This is a genomic window from Nostoc sp. 106C (assembly GCF_002154725.1).
GTDB lineage: Bacteria > Cyanobacteriota > Cyanobacteriia > Cyanobacteriales > Nostocaceae > Aulosira.
In genome coordinates this window covers 1-16,809 of the sequence record NZ_MTAW01000227.1, presented here as the reverse complement: position 1 = coordinate 16,809, position 16,809 = coordinate 1, and the positions used below count along the sequence as shown (strand labels likewise).

At 40.1% G+C, this 16,809-nt stretch carries 14 protein-coding genes; 7 read left to right on the top strand and 7 right to left on the bottom strand.

The window, feature by feature from the left end; all coding sequences use genetic code 11:
• Positions 1-598 precede the first annotated feature (598 nt).
• The 7 genes from BV375_RS33455 (at position 599) to BV375_RS33425 (ending at position 9,272) form a co-directional block, all read left to right on the top strand.
• Complete coding sequence (locus BV375_RS33455; RefSeq protein WP_086768602.1) at positions 599-940, top strand: CU044_2847 family protein; 342 nt, start codon at positions 599-601, stop codon at positions 938-940.
• Between the two features lie 6 nt (positions 941-946).
• Complete coding sequence (locus BV375_RS33450; RefSeq protein ID WP_086768600.1) at positions 947-1,762, top strand: serine protease; 816 nt, start codon at positions 947-949, stop codon at positions 1,760-1,762.
• Between the two features lie 176 nt (positions 1,763-1,938).
• Positions 1,939-2,109, top strand: coding sequence for a hypothetical protein (locus BV375_RS36380; RefSeq protein ID WP_208099231.1), 171 nt, complete (start codon positions 1,939-1,941; stop codon positions 2,107-2,109).
• 17 nt (positions 2,110-2,126) lie between these two features.
• Positions 2,127-3,791 carry a hypothetical protein gene (locus BV375_RS33440; RefSeq protein WP_086768595.1) on the top strand — a complete coding sequence of 555 codons (1,665 nt, stop codon included), beginning with the start codon at positions 2,127-2,129 and terminating at the stop codon, positions 3,789-3,791.
• Positions 3,792-3,802: 11 nt separating this feature from the next.
• Entirely contained in the window at positions 3,803-6,595 is a 2,793-nt protein-coding gene (locus BV375_RS33435; RefSeq protein ID WP_086768592.1) for an AAA family ATPase, read from the top strand.
• Positions 6,588-8,081 carry a radical SAM protein gene (locus tag BV375_RS33430; RefSeq protein ID WP_086768590.1) on the top strand — a complete coding sequence of 498 codons (1,494 nt, stop codon included), beginning with the start codon at positions 6,588-6,590 and terminating at the stop codon, positions 8,079-8,081. Before BV375_RS33435 ends, BV375_RS33430 begins: the two co-directional genes overlap by 8 nt.
• Before the next feature lie 411 nt (positions 8,082-8,492).
• Complete coding sequence (locus tag BV375_RS33425; RefSeq protein WP_086768588.1) at positions 8,493-9,272, top strand: ABC transporter permease; 780 nt, start codon at positions 8,493-8,495, stop codon at positions 9,270-9,272.
• A gap of 76 nt (positions 9,273-9,348) precedes the next feature.
• Here the strand turns inward: BV375_RS33425 and BV375_RS33420 are convergent, their stop codons facing one another.
• The 7 genes from BV375_RS33420 to BV375_RS33385 all read right to left on the bottom strand — a co-directional run bounded on the left by BV375_RS33420 (position 9,349) and on the right by BV375_RS33385 (position 16,596).
• Positions 9,349-9,954, bottom strand: a complete 606-nt coding sequence (locus BV375_RS33420) for a pentapeptide repeat-containing protein (RefSeq protein WP_086768586.1) — start codon at positions 9,952-9,954, stop codon at positions 9,349-9,351.
• A gap of 418 nt (positions 9,955-10,372) precedes the next feature.
• Entirely contained in the window at positions 10,373-11,470 is a 1,098-nt protein-coding gene (locus tag BV375_RS33410; RefSeq protein WP_086768582.1) for a HAMP domain-containing sensor histidine kinase, read from the bottom strand.
• A gap of 99 nt (positions 11,471-11,569) precedes the next feature.
• Positions 11,570-13,012, bottom strand: a complete 1,443-nt coding sequence (locus BV375_RS33405) for an ATPase domain-containing protein (protein WP_086768580.1) — start codon at positions 13,010-13,012, stop codon at positions 11,570-11,572.
• Between the two features lie 299 nt (positions 13,013-13,311).
• Complete coding sequence (locus BV375_RS33400; protein ID WP_086768578.1) at positions 13,312-15,363, bottom strand: ribonuclease R family protein; 2,052 nt, start codon at positions 15,361-15,363, stop codon at positions 13,312-13,314.
• Between the two features lie 219 nt (positions 15,364-15,582).
• Positions 15,583-15,798 (bottom strand): 30S ribosomal protein S18, encoded by a 216-nt coding sequence (gene rpsR, locus BV375_RS33395; RefSeq protein ID WP_045870620.1) that lies wholly within the window; start codon positions 15,796-15,798, stop codon positions 15,583-15,585.
• 2 nt (positions 15,799-15,800) lie between these two features.
• Positions 15,801-15,995, bottom strand: coding sequence for a 50S ribosomal protein L33 (gene rpmG / locus BV375_RS33390; RefSeq protein WP_086683484.1), 195 nt, complete (start codon positions 15,993-15,995; stop codon positions 15,801-15,803).
• Between the two features lie 43 nt (positions 15,996-16,038).
• Positions 16,039-16,596: an RDD family protein gene (locus BV375_RS33385; protein WP_086768576.1), complete on the bottom strand. Its 558-nt coding sequence runs from the start codon at positions 16,594-16,596 to the stop codon at positions 16,039-16,041.
• Positions 16,597-16,809 lie beyond the last annotated feature (213 nt).

The window sequence follows — 16,809 nt, the reverse complement described above, 5'->3', positions numbered from 1 at the left end:
GGAAGGCATTCCGCCAACACAGTAACAAATATATATTTAATTTTGTACTGCTACTGATGTGACTCAGGCCTGCAACCCTTTTATGTAGGGAATGGAGGAAAAAAAATTCAGTAAAAGATGGGTTAACAGTAAAATAAGCTACTGTATATACGCTCAACTTTCACGTCGCGTATATCGAGCTAATACTCATTAGACAGCCAGGGCTGACATATAACAAGGCTTTCATTACATACATAAATAGTTATGTATTTTACCAAGTATAATTACTAATTTAAGTAAAGCAGCAAATATAACTAATATAATGATTTGTATAATACTTGTTAAATCTATTACATGACAGTCAAGTAGCTTGTAATATCCAAGCAGCATGAAGTAGGTCAGTTTATTCAGAAACTTCACAAACTTCAAGTAGCCTGCCAATAAATAAATGATGGGTAGGGAGCAATCATAAAGATGGGGAGACGAGGTGAGGAAGTCAGAATACTGGCAGAAGCTTAATGAGATAGGAGAAGGAAGGAGAGAATTATGTAAAAAATTTTTGCCAACTCGTTTGACGATCGACGCATTAAACTATTAGTTTTAAATACAAGGTTTTACTATGAATCAAAAACAAATCACAGAGTTCTCTCTCAAAGATGGCACGAAGTTTTTAGCTGAAGTTGATGAGCCAGAAAATAGCAATGCTCTTGTACGTGTTGCCAGACCAGACACAGGACAAATGGTTGTTGAAGCTAAAAAGAAGTTCGATGATGTATTAGATCAAATACAACCTGTAGCTTCAGCAATTATCACCAAACTGAGTCAGCTTAATACACCTGCTGATGAAGTAGAGGTTAAGTTTGGTATTAAGTTAAATGCTGAGGCAGGTGCAATTTTTACTTCTATAAGTGGTGAAGCTAACTACGAAATTACCTTGAAATGGAAGCAAGACAAGGTATAGTAACGTATGGTAGCGAGTACAGATAACTATATTCAAACTTTTAGATCAGCGATCGCCCGGATTTTTCATGCTAATGGTGCGGTAGTTGGTGTAGGTTTTTTAATCTCCGGACGAAGCCAAAATTACATCCTGACATGCGCTCACGTTATTACCTCAGCTATATCTTTACCACAGGATATAGTTGAAGCTCCTAGTAATGATATTTATTTAGATTTTCCTTTAATTGCATCAGGCCAAAATCTCAAAGCTAAAGTTATTTTTTGGCAACCTGTTGTCAGCAACGCATCAACTTCTAAGCCTGAAGATATTGCAGGTTTGCAAATAGAAGGGCAATTACCTAAAGAAGCTCAACCTATCAAGCTCACAAGAACTAGCAATATCTGGGAGCATCGTTTCCGCATATTCGGTTTTCCCAACGGACACAATGATGGCGTTTGGGCCACAGGTGTGTTGCGAGATAGCCAAGGAAAGAGATGGGTGCAACTCGAAGATAGCAAGGTAACTGGCTACAGGATAGAACCAGGCTTTAGTGGTGCGCCTATATGGGATGAAACCCTTTTAGCAGTGGTTGGTATGGCAGTAGCGGCGGAAAAGCAGCGAGAAGATATCAAGACTGCTTTTATGATTCCTACGGATGTATTGATCGAAGCATGGGATGAAATGGCTTTTTCGATTTCATCAAATGCACATACCCAAACAAATTTAAGCCAGGTAAAACAACTCAAAATCAAAACTTTGCAACAACGCTTTGAGCTGGACTTCCCCCATACAAATGTACTAAAATCTCTAAAAACTATACCAATTAAAGGTTTCAATTGTTGACTTAAAAAACTGTACCCATGTCTAAGCAATAGCCGTTTTGGTGATCGCGCAGAACATTGTAGATTCAATATAATTGGCGATCGCTTGAAGGCGTGAATGACCTACATGGCTACAGAAATTTTGCTCAACAATTTAAACCCATGCAATGATAGGCTTTTGAGCCTGTGTAGGTATATTTGCTGGGGGAAGTCCAGTTTGAGGTTTTGAGTAGTGATTATGAAGCAGCTTACAACCAACTGAACTATACACTCAGCGCGAGCGATCGCAATATCATCCAACGCCAAATCAATAACATACTGCAAGACCTTGAGCAAGTAGAAAGCGAACTTAATGCCATAAGTCATTAATTTACTACCTAAATGCTATGACAAATTCTTCAGATTTACGAAAGAATCATCTAGGGCAGTTAATAGCCCATTTAATAACTGAAATTGAAATTACTAGCAAACAAATAGTGCGGACGCTTGATGATGTAGATAAAAATAAATTGCAAAGGCAACTGAATGATAAATTCAATTCGCTAGAAAAAGCTGAATCCGAATTAAACCAGCTAAATCGAGAATCTTTAGAGCAAGTTGAACTCGATAAGATTCCATTTACTAATCGTGATGCCCCAATTCGTGAAATTACAGCAATTAAGTCTCCTCCTTATCGTTTAGTAACTGCTCCTGAAGGTTACGGAAAAACAGAATTTCTCAAACAAATACAAAAGCGTTTTCAAGAATTACAATGGTGCTGTGCTTATGCTTCTATGTCTAGTTATGAAAGTATTGAAGACTTAGAAAAACGTTTAGCAAATTCTCTCCAACTTACGCTGCCAGAAGGGCATGAATTAAGTTGGGGAGAGCGTTTAGGCTTACTATTACATAATAATTGGTGGGCTACATGGCAATCTCAGAATCAAAAAGGTATTGTGCTGCTAATCGATCTGGATGGCAGTGCCCCACAACAGCAACGTTTAAACGAAATTTTTAAGGACTTTAAGCAATTTATATCGAGAATTGAAAAATGTTTGAAGGACTTACAGTTATTTAAAGAAAATTACAGTAGATTTCGAGTTATTATTGCATCTCGCTGTTTGATTAATATCCCTTTAGAATATCAGATATTTTCTGAACTAACACTCTCTCCTTTTAACTTGGAAGTGATTCAGGATACAGCAACAAAATATCTCAAGCCAATCGAGATGACTTCTGAAAGTCTTGCTCTACTGACAGGGCATTTACTATATTTAACTGGTGGACATCCAGGTGGGATTGCTGAAGCACTAAAAGTTTATCGAAGTAGTCCTTGTACGGTTGATCTATTTTTAAATATTTATGGGAAAAAATTATGGGAAAAAACTCTGAAAAAATGCAAAGATCAGATTAAAGAAAGCTTAACAAAAGAAAATAACGATCTATATGAATCTATTGAAAAATTGAGTATATTCCCTATACTAAATAGCACTTGGATATTAAAGGAAGCCGTTCGGAGATTTCAGCTACCTTTCAGTGATGATAGTTTTAAATTAAATATTGAATTAACCAAGACATCTATATTTACTCGTGACAAAACGATTATCAAAGATGGCATGACCAGGCGACTATTAGTTATTGGTCTTCTCAAAGAAAGTTCGCCAGATATCTTTCGAGAGCTTTGTGGCGAAGCGGCTAAAATTTGCTGGGAATATGTTCACGATCGCAAATCAAAGAATGAATCTGCTGTTGCGGGTACTTGGTCTATGCAGTATTTGTTTCAAAGTCTTCAGCAACACGCTGGTTTTATCAATTCTGGTGCTGATAGTCTGGCTTATCGGCAAAAACTCCACAAAGATTTTTTTGAACAAACTGTTACGGAAACTATTGACATATTCCGTAATACAGATCGAGAGCAAATCCATGACTTTCTTTCGACACTGAAATCTGAAATAGAACACGACTGGGAATTTCAATTTCTTGTTAATTACTATCTGCACAATGATGAATATAACGATCGGCCTTATAAACATTTAATTAAGAAGCTTGATGAAGCAATTCAAAATAACTAACTCAGGAGTCTATGATGTCTGAACTAGATAAATTAGAGTTTGTTGGTCGTGAAGAACAACTAAACCGAATTATTTCTCTTGTAAAAGAGGCTAATACACGGCATATCGTTTTGGTGGAAGGCAGAGGTGGAATTGGCAAAACTTGGTTGCTTCATGCATTAAAATGCCGTCTAAACCAAGTTCAGATCGGGACAAGCGAAATTATTGATTGCGATATTCCTGTTTTTAAGGATGTAGGAGATTTATGCACTCAAATTGCCAAACAATTGTACGATAGTACATATCAAAAATGGCTGCTCCAGTTACGACAATTACGAGAAGATGAAAACCGTCTTAGTAAAACTGCATACCAACAGGAACGCAAACAACTAGAAAAGTTTCTTGTAGATGCAATTAATCGACAATCTAGACAACAGAGACTAGTATTTCTAATTGATACGGTTGAGAAGTTAGGACAACCAGAGGTAAAAGAAGAAGCTTGGGAGTATATTAGCGATCTCTGCCGACAACTAGATAACGTTGTATTTATTTTGGCAGGCCGTCCTAGTGTTGCCCATCAAATTCTGGAGAAGTCTTTCAAAGAAGAAGAATTAACTTATTTAGAGTTAAATGAATTTACTCATGAGGATGTGCAGAAATACATTCTTTGCAAAGAGGAGCAGCTTCACTTTACTCTTGGACAAGACTTGGCTAAAAAGATCGTTGTTCTTTCTGGTGGAAGCCCCATCATGATTGAATTTGGAGTCGAGTATGCTTATCGGCAAGTTATACCAGATTGGTTAGAAAGTGAAGATATAGAAACTATTCCCAGCAGGTTGGAAAAAATTGGTGGATTTGAAGCTGAAATGGTTCGACATATGACTCAGCTGCGAACATCAATGGATCGGCTAGTCCTGTTGCTTTCACGCATCTACCCATTAGATAGCTCTGATATTGCTAATTTATTAGAACTATCAAAAGAAGATGCTCAAAAATTATTTATTGATGCCCAGAGTTACTTTTTTATTAAATCAGTAATGAGTAGTTCTCAAATATCATTGCATGACATTGTGCGAGATTTGGTTAATAAATATGTATGGTCAGATATTGACCCAGATTTGGAATGGAGAAAACGAGATAGTCGGATTGCTGCTAAATATTTTGAGCAAAAAGATTATAAGTTAGGTCCACAAAAAATTATATTAGAGGTTCAACGTTCTTCTGATGATTTTCATCAAGTCGCTGATGAGTCTAAGACTGAGGAAGTGAAACAACTGCGGGAATTCAATACTAGGCGTTGGCTAGAGAATGCTTTATACGCCGAGCCGACAAAAGGCTTTAAAACTTGGTATGAAATTACTGACAAGATACGTCGTCAATCCAAAAAATTTAGCTTTGTCAATCAATTGTTGGCAATTGCAAAACAGTTTGAAAAAGAGCTAAACCCCGATCAAAAACTGGAAATGATGATTTTTGAAGCAAAGCTTGTTTGCGCCCGTGAAGACAAGATTACAACAGAACATGAGGTGAGAAAGTTAGAAGGAATTCTATACGAACAATCTTTTGGTTCTGCTCATCAAGCAGATATTTATAATGTCTTGGGAATGCTGAATACCAAGTTACATTTATATGACGAAGCCTTAAAATATCAACAAGAGTGTTTATCCCTAGTTCAAGGTAAAAAACTATTATCTGTTATTCCTGGTGTAGCTAACCAAGTTGGTTATCTGTATCGCCAACTCAATAACTTCAAGGAAGCTGAGAAATATTACAAACTAGGTTGGGATGCTGCAATGGAAGTTGACACTCCTAATAAAGGTTTAACTCAAGTTATGGCTAGTATTCAGAATAACTTGGGATACTTGTACGGACTGCAAAAAAATTACGTCAAGGCTGAACAGTGTTTTAAAGCCGCTATTGATATGTGGTCGAGTGTTGGGAGCGAACGCGAAATAGCTCATGCTGAAATTGCCTCTGCTAGTATTTGGGTAAATGAGGGGAACTATGTTAAAGCTAAACAGCTACTTGAGAAAGCATTAAATCGTTGTGACAATGAAGAAAACGATCATCGAATATTATGTAGGGCATATCTTCAATTAGGCTTAAATCATTGGTTTAGTGCCGAGATAGTAAATGAAGCTGTTTGGGATGTAACACAAATAGAATGGGATCTTGAACTGCTAAATCTTGCTCAGGATGCTTTAGAAAAAAGCCTAAAATTGGCAGAGAAATACGGAATTGAAGAAGAATTACCTGAAATTTTGCATCGAACTGCTAATGTCTATTGGCATCTTGGGTTGCAAAAGTGCGATCGCTCGCTGCAAGAACAAGCTCGAAAACTCAACCATCGCTCTTATCAGACTAGTCTAGAATACAACGATATCCGATATGCCATTGATAGCCTGGTAGGTAAAGCTGAGTTTGATTATTATGCAAAAGCCTATGAGAATATTTCAAATTATGCACGAGAACTTAGCGATCGCTTCCAATACTATGAAAATATTCATAGACTATACTTTGGTCGCATCTTACGGATAGAAGGTGATGTCGCATTTCAACAAGCTAACTACGATTTTGCTTTTAGAAAATATGCTCAAGGGATACCCAAAATCTTTCAGCATGGAGGTTTTGGGCCATATTCGATCCAACATGAGCTAAATCTGCTGCAAAATAAAATCGAACGCTTACCTATAGAACTTTCTAAAACGCAGATCAAAGAACTCCAAGATCGGTGGGAAGCTCATAAAGCTCTCAAGGAATGGTGCGATCAACAAATGTTTCTGACTAGAATCCGTGCAACCAAACAGCTATCTTCTCATGCTTAATAAACAAATAGAGCGACCCAAAATTTTAGTTTCTCCAAATTCTACCTATATACCAAATGGGCAATGTGATTGTGATGGAGGAGATTGTGCCTGTGACTTATCACCTTTAGCAGAATTAAGTTCAGATACACAATTATCTCTGGGAATGTTTAAGACAGAGTTTGTCAGAGTTCCCAACTCGCAGATTATGAATTTAGATGATACTTATTTTATCTGTTATGGTAGTCATCATAAAATAGCAGTTCTCAATCAATCAGCACTATATTTACTACATCTATTTACAAATCCTCATAACTTACATGATATTGCAATAGAGCATCCCCAAATTGATACAACAGATTTACAGACAGCTATTCAGGAACTATATCAAGCACGTTTAATTGTGCCTAAAAATAATTACTCATTTAATTTAAACGAAATACCAGAAACTTTAACAGCATGGTTGCATATCACCGATCGCTGTAACTTAAGATGCGACTACTGCTACCTACCTCATCTAGCACAGGATATGTCAATAGATATAGGCAAAGCAGCTATTGAATCTACATTTCGCTCTGCTACCTTAAATCGTTACCGCCGCATCAAACTCAAGTATGCAGGAGGAGAAGCGTTACTATGCAATACTTTAATTAAGGATCTGCATTTATATGCTCAATCCCTTAGCCAGCAAACAGACATCATATTAGATGGAGTAGTTCTCAGTAATGGAACATTGATTACGTCTGAGATTATTGAGATGCTTCAAACATTGAATCTGCGTCTAATGATTTCACTAGATGGATTATCAAAATTCCATAATATCCAACGATTTTATGCAAGCGGAAAAGGCTCTTTTCAAGATGTTGAACGAGGTATTAATATTGCTTTACAAAATGGTCTGATACCGGATATTTCCATTACTATTAGTGGGCGTAACGCCGAAGGATTACCCAGCTTACTTGAATGGATATTGGAATATAATCTACCTTTTAGTTTAAATTTCTATCGCGAAAACGAACTCTCAGCTTCCCATGAAGACTTGCAACTAGAAGAATTTAAGCTGATTGAGGGAATGTTAGCAGCATTCAAAGTTGTCGAATTGAAATTACCTAATCGTAGTTTGCTCGGTTCATTGATCGATCGTGCCAATTTATCATCTCCTCATAAACGAACTTGTGGAGTTGGACAGAGCTATCTCGTATTTGATTACAAAGGGAAAATTGCTAAATGCCAGATGCAGCTAGATAAAACCGTATCCTCAATTAACACTCAAGATCCTTTAACTGTTGTGCGACAAGATAAAGCAGGCATTCAGAATTTGTCTGTTGAGGAAAAAGAAGGCTGTCGTACATGTGAGTGGAAATACTGGTGTACAGGTGGTTGCCCTCTAGCAACGTTTAAGGCTACAGGTCGTTATGATATTCAATCTCCGAGTTGCAATATTTACAAAGCTCTATATCCTGAAGCTGTTCGGCTAGAAGGCTTACGACTTGTTAAATATCAGTAGACCGAAAACTTAATTTAAGTAAGATTTTGCTGAAAATTTGTAATTTAAAAGACCAGTGTTATATTGCTTACTGGGAGTTAAAATATAAATAAAACTAATAAATCAGTCAAGAGTTAAGACAGAATCTTGCACTAGAAGATGGTTATAATACGATTTCAGAGAATCATGTTAAGGAGTTGCAGGAAAATTGAACTAGAGGAATATTTGGTTAAAGCATGGATTCTCGGTTTTTATTGATTAATTTATTCTCTGCAAGTCCCCGAATCTAATTGCGGCTTGTCTCTAACCGAGAATTTCAGTAGAGACAAAATTTGATTCTTTATTTAGAATTTGGGCGTAGATGTTTTTTGGACAGTTTACCACCAGTGCAAACTGACTAATAAATATATATTACTAGGTACTAAATATATGATGAATTTCAGCCGAATCTTTGTGATGGCAAGCAATGTATTTCAGGAAGTAATACGCGATCGCGTTTTATATATTATTGGTTTTTATACGCTCATACTCGCAGCCGCTATTCGCCTCCTTCCAGAAGTGGCAGCTAATAGCGAAGGCAAAATATTTTTAGACTTTGGTATCGTCTTAATGAGCGTCATTGCCTTAATAGTCGCTATATTTGTTGGTACTGGACTGGTCAACAAAGAAATTGAAAAACGTACTGTTTTGGTATTAATTGCAAAACCCATCAGCCGCAGTGAATTTATCGCTGGTAAATATTTAGGTTTATCGGCAGTGCTAGCCGTACTTATCGCCATGATGACGGTGATTTATCTAGGATTTTTACAAATTGGGCACATTCCTTATGCAATAACTAGCATTTTGATTGCTGTCGTTTTCTTATTTTTGCAGATATCCTTAATCACTGCTGCGGCTATTGGATTTGGTTCATTTACTAGTTCCTTGTTAGCGGTAATTTTAACCTTTGCCGTATATTTAATGGGAAATATATCTCAAGATTTATTAAAATTTGGTCGTCTTAGCCGCAACCCAAGTATTGAACACCTAACTCAAGCTTTATATCTCATCTTGCCTGATTTATCTAGATTAGATTTAAAAAATCATGCTGTTTATGGTTTGCAAGCATTACCTGGCCCAACCGCATTGATTGCTAATGCTGGCTATGGCTTACTTTACAGTTCCATGCTGTTAGCGATCGCTATATTAATATTCTCACGACGAGAGTTTTGACCGAGGTTTCATAGTAAGGACTTTAGCGCTGAAAACCAGAACTAAAGTGCTTACTACAAACTAGATGCACCCATAATCAAAGAAATACTATTTGCGGTTCTTGAATTGTACCGTCAGGCATAATCGTGTCCAGAAGCTTTACATAAATCATCTTTGCTCCCCAAAGCTTGGCTTCAGTCAGGTTAGCCTCCGTTAAATTTGCCCATGTGAGGTCTGCACCAATTAAATTGGCATCAGTTAAATTTGCTTCTAATAAGATTGCGCCACATAGCTTTGCTCCTGCGAGATTTGCTCGCACTAATTTGGCTTCAATTAATTTGGCTTCAATTAATTTGGCTTCACTTAAGTCAGCTTCGCTGAAATCGGCTGCGCATAAGGAAGCATCCGTAAGATTACTACCACTAAATTGCGATCGCCATAAAACTGCTCCACATAAATTTGCTTGTGTTAAATCAGCCTCAATTAAGTTAGCTTCGCATAAAGAAGCTTGGATGAGATTTGCCTCACGTAGGTTAGCACCAGTCAGGATAGACCCAGATAGATTTGCACCACGCAAATCTGCTCCTAAAAAGTTAACACCACTCAAATCAACTGCTCTCAGGTCGATTCCGCTCAAGTCACATCCGCTGAAATCCCTACTTTGACTTAATATGAAGTCCTGTTTGTCAGCATAATTTCTCATGGTATTACCTCAAGGTGTAAATTATGGCAACAGTCTTTTGTGAAACTTACTGTATATCGAGAGTACACCCCAAAAGTAGATAAACAGGCTAGCAAATCAGTAATAATTTCAGAAAAAATTAGCCCTAAGCGAAAAATCAGCATTCTAGGTGTTTTTTGACCAAAAAATGCTGACATAAGTCAGAGAAATTTGATATATAAAAAAATGTCATGATGATAATTTGTATCAAAGTGAGTTTAATAGAAGAAATTTGATGACTATAGCAGTCTGAGGCTGAAATTCCAGGTGTCAGCGATTGCTCCCTTCCTCTACACTCAATAGCGAGTCTAAATAGTCAATAATGCTCTTTGTTGCCACTTTTTTGCAAAGGATGAACCTGATACTTAATTTATTTACTTGTCTCTAGAAGATCAGGAACTTAAGCCATTTCGCTACTAATAGGCAGGGTGACGGTGAATGTTGTCCCAACATTGACTTCGCTAGTGACTGTGAGCGTTCCACCATGCCATTCAACAGCTTGTTTCACAATCGCCAATCCCAGCCCAGTTCCAGGAATGTTACCCACGTTACTGGCACGGTAGAAGGGTTCAAATAGCCGTTTTTGGTCGGATGGAGTGATACCGATGCCTTGATCCTGTACTTGAAATATCACGGCTTGTGGTTGACATTGCAGTTTAATTTGAACGGTGGTGTCGGGCGCTGAGTATTTGATGGCATTAGACAGTAGATTGATCAAAACGTGCCGCAGTAACCCTTCGTCCATATAAACTGTAATACAGTTATCTTCACAGTCGAAATCAATGTTGTGACTACTGCTTGTGCTGAATTTGATTTCTTCAATTAACTTGCGGCAGAAAGGCTCAATCGCTAACGGAACGAGATTAGACGTTGTAAGAGCCGCTTCAGTTTTTCCCAGAGTCAAGACATCATCCATCAAGGTTGTCATGCGACTAACAGCAGCTTGGATACGTTGAAAAAAGTCAGCTCGTTGTTCTTGGGACAAGTCGTACTGTTCTAGCAAACGAGTGAAACCAGAAATACTATTGAGTGGGTTGCGAAATTCATGGGAAACCATTGAGACAAAGCGCGATTTGAGTTCCTTGAGTTCGCGTTCTTGCTTGAGTGCGGTCTGAAGCTGTAGAGAAAGTCGCCGCGATCGCAGTAGCATTTCAACTCGTGCGTGCATCTCTAGCTTTTCAATCGGTTTTGTAATTAGCTCGTCGATAGTTCGCCACAAATGCCGTGTCAGTAGTTTTACATCAGAGCGTAGCGTAATTAGTAAAAATGGCAAGAAAACTGATTGCTCTGCGTGTTTTCTTGCCTGTACCCATTCCCAAAGGCGATCTAGAGATGGACCGTCGAGTATGCATAAGTCAAATGGCTCATCTAGAAGCGGCAAGGCTTTTCCTCTTTGCACCACTGAATCTGCGATCGCCACCTCATAATATATTCCCAGCCACTCCGCCAGCAGACGGCGATTCTCAGATTGCTCTACAATAATCAAAATTCGATTCATCGCTCATTCTCTTGCTAACTAGCAATGCTGCTGTAAAAGTTTCTCTCTGGCTCTGGCTGGCTCAACAATAGCTATTTACTAGACGCCATAACTCCACTGTTACGGTTGATCCTCCATGAAATCGGGCAGTCCAGTCAAAACACCTCGAAGCTGCGTCAGTGGCTTGCCGACTTTGATGCCGTAGCGACTAATTTCAAATTCACGCAGAGTTTTCTCAAAGTCGCTCATGCGCTTCTTCAAAACGCCGATCGCCCGCCGCAGTTCACCTTGCATTTCTAAATAGCGCAGAAACACAATTATATCTGCCAGATAGCTAATCCCAACTTCTGTAACTTGGAAGTCTCCTGTAATCGTTTCAACTTCGTTGATCAGTAGCACGGCAACACCCATGTTTTGCAAATACTTAGATAGGGAATGGATATGGCTGATCAAGTCTTCCCCCCGCACCGAAAGTCGATAGCCGGATACACTATCAATCATCACAATTCGCGCCTGTTTTTGCTCGACTTCCTGGCGCACAAGGTTAGCAAATTCGTCGGGTGTATAGTACAGCGGCTCCACCTGGATGACTGAGAGCGTACCCCGCTCCTGCATTGCATGAACCGCAATATTAATGCCTTCAGCGCGGTGCAACAGCGTTTCCTTCCTTTCCTCAAAGGTGTAAACCACCGAACGTTCACCCCGTCCGGCTGCTTCTTTCATAAACTGAAGTCCCAAGGTGCTCTTACCCACGCCGCTAGGTCCACTGATAATAGTAATCGTGCCTCGCTCAATACCGCCGTGCAGCAACTCATCAATTCCGGGGATACCAGAGGAGATCGTTTCAGGAGTAAAAGACTGTCCGTAGACTTGTGGCATTAATCGGGGAAAGACCTGCATTCCTTTACTAGTTAAGCGAATCGTATGCTGGCCGTCCTGAAACTCACTACCCCGAAATTTGGATACCCAAAGCGTGCGCTGATTGTTGCTGAAGTTGAGATTAATTACCCCATCACTCATGAACTGTAAATCATTGTCGGGTGCTTCTTTACTGCTCTCTGAAGTGAATAGTACGGTCGTACCTTGCTCCACCAAAAAACGCAGAAACGACAGCACTTGCTTGCGGAACTGAAAGGTATCGGTCGCAAGATAGCGAAACTGGGTCATCGAGTCGATAAAAATGCGCTGCGGTTTTAGGGCTTCTACCTGCTCTACAATTTGACGGGTTGTGGGTTCACGTTCTACCTCAGCTGGTGAAAAAATATCATAAGTCTCAACCTGAGCGAAAAATTCGGGTGTGGGGCTAAGGTCAAGAAAATTGATGCCTTGTAAGTTAAATCCTAATCCTGCGGCATTTTTCTGAACTTGTGCAGCAGTCTCTGCCAGGGTAATGAACAAAACCGATTCGCCGTTTGCTGCCCCTGTGGTTAAAAAATGCATTCCCAGCGTTGTCTTCCCAGTTCCCGGTCCACCTCGGATTAAGTAGGCGCGACCGGGAATATAGCCGCCATAGAGCAATTGGTTTAGACCCGAAATTCCCGAAAATAAACGATTTTCAGACATTGATGACCAGTCTTCCTTTGCCTACTGATTTAACGGAATCTCTTAACGCCGTGTTCTTTCTGCTGCTTAGGTTTTAAGCACCAATCAGAACTCGGAAAGTTCAGACTGATCTGTCAGTCGAAAACAAGCTCTCTCTGCTGTATAAGTCTTATATTAATTAACAGCTAGAAAGTTAAGGATCGCATTCACCAAGGATTAAGATAGCATCAACTACTAGCCTACAAACCCGACTTCCGGCTGATATTTCACCAAATTTGATGTGTTTGAGTCAATTGTTATTAGAATTGCCTAAATTCTTTCTAATTCAGTGCTTCTTGGTAAATGATTTCTTGAAAGTGAATCATATCTTTTTGCGGATCGGCAAGGCTAACTTTCACTAATAACTGTTCGCCTAAACTGACCGAACGTCTAAAAGACATTGGCAATTGCAAACCTAAATCTTCTAAGAGAATTAATGCTAAATTGCTGTCTTCCCGTAGCCACATTAAAACAGTTACCTGCCAAACTTGCTCCGGATAACGCCGCAAATACTCTAAAGCATAATATCTATTGGTTTGCCGTTCTACCATCGTCACTTCTTGGGTGATACTGGTGACGGTCATCATCACTTCTTTGAGTTGTTCTGCTGAGAAAGGCAGAACTTGACCACGCAAATGGGCTTTGAGTTGAAAGTGGGTGAGTAAGTCGCTGTAGCGACGGATGGGGGAAGTCGCCTGAGTATAAGTATCCAAACCCAAGCCAGCGTGACGCACAGGGGTAATGCTCATTTCGCTCTTGGGCATACAGCGACGCATAGCACAGGCGCGGACGAATCCTGCTGGTAGCTGAAGTAATTCCTCTTCTGGGGGTAATTCCGGCTGTGGTTGACCGCGAAAAGGTAGGGGAATTTTATGAGCTTGACCGTAGCGTGCTGCAACTTCGCCAGCCAAAATCATCATTTCTGCTACCAGTTGCCGTGATGAGGAGTCATCCAAAATATCAATGCTGATCTCGTCACCTTTGACTTTGATCGTTGCCTCTGGCATATTGATGCTAATTGCACCTTGAGCGTATCGCCAAGTTTTGCGGCGTTTTGCCCACATTGCGATCGCAGCAATTTCTGGTTCTGCTTGTACTCCTAATTCCAGCATCTCATCTACATCTTCGTAGGTGAGGCGATAAGTCGGCTTAATAAAGCTGGGATGAATACTATAATCTTCTACCTGCCCAGTTGTATCTAAAACAATCCCAAAGCTGAGGGCACAACAAACCCGTCCCTGTACCAGACTCATCGGCCCGGTTGCTAAGACCTCAGGGAACATGGGAACCATCCCTGTAGGCAAATAAACTGTACTACCCCGCTTCCTCGCTTCTAAGTCTAAGTCATCTTCTGGGACTAACAACCGGGTGGGGTCAGCAATATGCACCCAGAGGCGTTCCCGTCCATCTGGGAGTAATTCCCAACTCAGACCATCGTCGATTTCTGTGGTACTTTCATCATCAATCGTGTACACCTTTAAGTGAGTCAGATCTAGACGGTCTGTATCTAGGTCAGACGGTGGAGAATCCAAACGCTGTTGCGCCACTTCTAATACCTTGCTAGGAAATTGAACCGGAATTGACGAACGACGCAAAAACAAATTTTCATTGGGACTCCACCACCCCAAGTCAACTAATAGTTGAAATGCTCCTTGGGGCGTTGCGGGGCGTCCCAGCATGGTCATCGTTTCCAATACTGGGCCTGGGGGAGGGTAAGCCCGAGGCAAAGAGTCATAATTTACCCCCATACGCACTACATCTGCTACTAAAGCTGCGTATTTTTCTATTGCTTCTAAGCGCTGGCGATCGTGCCGTTGCCATTCTACGGCTTCACCTGATAAAGCTTGTTCTACACGAGCTAAAAATTCCTGTTGTCCCTTAGCTTTTTGGGATTCTACTTCTAACTGGTGTTTACGTTCTGCTACCTGAGTTGTCGTTCTCGGCTCATAAGCGTCTCCTTTTTGCTTGAAATAGAGTTTGTCGTCTGATAACAAGCAATGGGCGGCGTAACAATGAGGCCCATCTGATTGGGAAAACAATAGATTAGCCATTGCGGCTGGGGTGACTGTTTCCCCATCCTCAACCAACAATTCCCAGGCTATTTCTAAGCTAGATGGATCTAAATACGGCTTTACCTGCTCTAGAAAGCTGGCAATATCAGCGGGCTTGTAGCTTTGCCCGTTAACTGTATAAGTAATTTGTCTAGGCGCGAGGCTGTGGGATTGACCGCGTTCATCCACCACAAACCAGCGGGTTTTGCCATCTGGGCGATCTACTACTCCCAGACGGCGATCGCCTTGAACCCTAAATTCAACTAGCGTCCCCTTCTCCACAACTCTCGCAATTAATTTGGTTAACTAATAAATTTTAGATTTTGGATTGAATATTGACTACTGAATCCAAAATCTCATGATTTTTTATATGCAGAAGATGATTCTACACTGACTTAATGAGATTTTAGATTGTGGACTCAGAAAATTTGCAGCTACATGTACCATCAATGCAGCTGCCTGAGATAATCCATAACCTAAAATTCTCGCTTTCAACTCGAACTAACCTTCCGCGTTGATGAACGGCAATAAGGCTACAATTCGAGCACGTTTAATTGCTAATGTCAAGTCTCGCTGTTGCTGAGATGTTAGCCCTGTAATCCGACGCGGCAGTATTTTACCCCGCTCGGTGACAAACTTCCGCAACAAATCAACATCTTTATAATCGATTGGTTCTCCCGGCTTAATCGGAGATAGACGACGACGATAGTAGCTCATCTTTACTTAATTTCCTTGTGGACTGTATGTGTGTTGCAATGGGAGCAGAACTTTTTCAGCTCTAATCGGTTGGTGGTGTTGCGCCGATTCTTCGTAGTGGTATACCGGGAAACACCAGGAGAGCGCTTGTTAGCGTTAGTGCGACATTCGGTACATTCTAGTGTCACTATTATGCGGACACCTTTACTCTTAGCCATAATCTTACAAACCGTAAAGCCCGGAGAGAATTAACACAAATGACTATCTTCTCACATTTCGTCGCATATTTCCAACTAATCGCTTGACTTTTATGTCGAGCGAGTAACCGCGACGCGACGAAACTATGATAGTTCCTGCATAGCGGTCATGCAATGCCTGACGCATCTGGGTATCATAAAAGGCTGTACCACAGTCAATCGCCAAGGGAAGTACTAGCAGTATAGCAGTGGGATTGGCAATAATATTGCCTAGAGCAATGGAGATGAAAAGCGCAGCTATACCAATTATTGCTTCTCGCTTGAGTAGTGACAGCAAAATGGGAATTCTACCCACTACTTGCCCACTTTCTACTTCCAACACCTTAAGATCAAATGCCCAACGCCCTAAACTTTGTCCCTGATTGTTATACACTACTAGCACACGTAAAACTAGCCAAGCTATAACAAACACTAGAATTTGCACAAATTGAATACCCGATCTGTTGCTTCCCAATACAGAACTGATTAACCAAACACTAAGAAAATCTAGTCCCAACGCCATACCGCGTCGTCCAATTTCAGCCTTGGGATAGTGTTTTTGCGGTATTCGTTCAATAGTCATACAAAATCAGCATTTATCTAGGGATTAAAGTTTGGTATTGTTTTTTCCTCTAACCCAATCTTAAGCTAATAAATAATTTGGTTATGCTCAACATTCAGTTTTTTTAGCTAAGTAAGTGGGCAGGAAAATTCCTAAATATGTAACGAAAAGTTAAACAAAGCAATTGCAGTTAAATTTAATACGTTGGGTACTATAGTTTCCTCTTTCCCCCCT

Coding starts and splice junctions, on each gene's coding strand:
- BV375_RS33455 (WP_086768602.1), top strand. CDS start 599: ATGAATCAAAAACAAATCACAGAGTTCTCTCTCAAAGATGGCACGAAG.
- BV375_RS33450 (WP_086768600.1), top strand. CDS start 947: ATGGTAGCGAGTACAGATAACTATATTCAAACTTTTAGATCAGCGATC.
- BV375_RS33440 (WP_086768595.1), top strand. CDS start 2,127: ATGACAAATTCTTCAGATTTACGAAAGAATCATCTAGGGCAGTTAATA.
- BV375_RS33435 (WP_086768592.1), top strand. CDS start 3,803: ATGATGTCTGAACTAGATAAATTAGAGTTTGTTGGTCGTGAAGAACAA.
- BV375_RS33430 (WP_086768590.1), top strand. CDS start 6,588: ATGCTTAATAAACAAATAGAGCGACCCAAAATTTTAGTTTCTCCAAAT.
- BV375_RS33425 (WP_086768588.1), top strand. CDS start 8,493: ATGAATTTCAGCCGAATCTTTGTGATGGCAAGCAATGTATTTCAGGAA.
- BV375_RS33420 (WP_086768586.1), bottom strand. CDS start 9,954: ATGAGAAATTATGCTGACAAACAGGACTTCATATTAAGTCAAAGTAGG.
- BV375_RS33410 (WP_086768582.1), bottom strand. CDS start 11,470: ATGAATCGAATTTTGATTATTGTAGAGCAATCTGAGAATCGCCGTCTG.
- BV375_RS33405 (WP_086768580.1), bottom strand. CDS start 13,012: ATGTCTGAAAATCGTTTATTTTCGGGAATTTCGGGTCTAAACCAATTG.
- rpsR (WP_045870620.1), bottom strand. CDS start 15,798: ATGAGCTACTATCGTCGTCGTCTATCTCCGATTAAGCCGGGAGAACCA.
- rpmG (WP_086683484.1), bottom strand. CDS start 15,995: ATGGCTAAGAGTAAAGGTGTCCGCATAATAGTGACACTAGAATGTACC.
- BV375_RS33385 (WP_086768576.1), bottom strand. CDS start 16,596: ATGACTATTGAACGAATACCGCAAAAACACTATCCCAAGGCTGAAATT.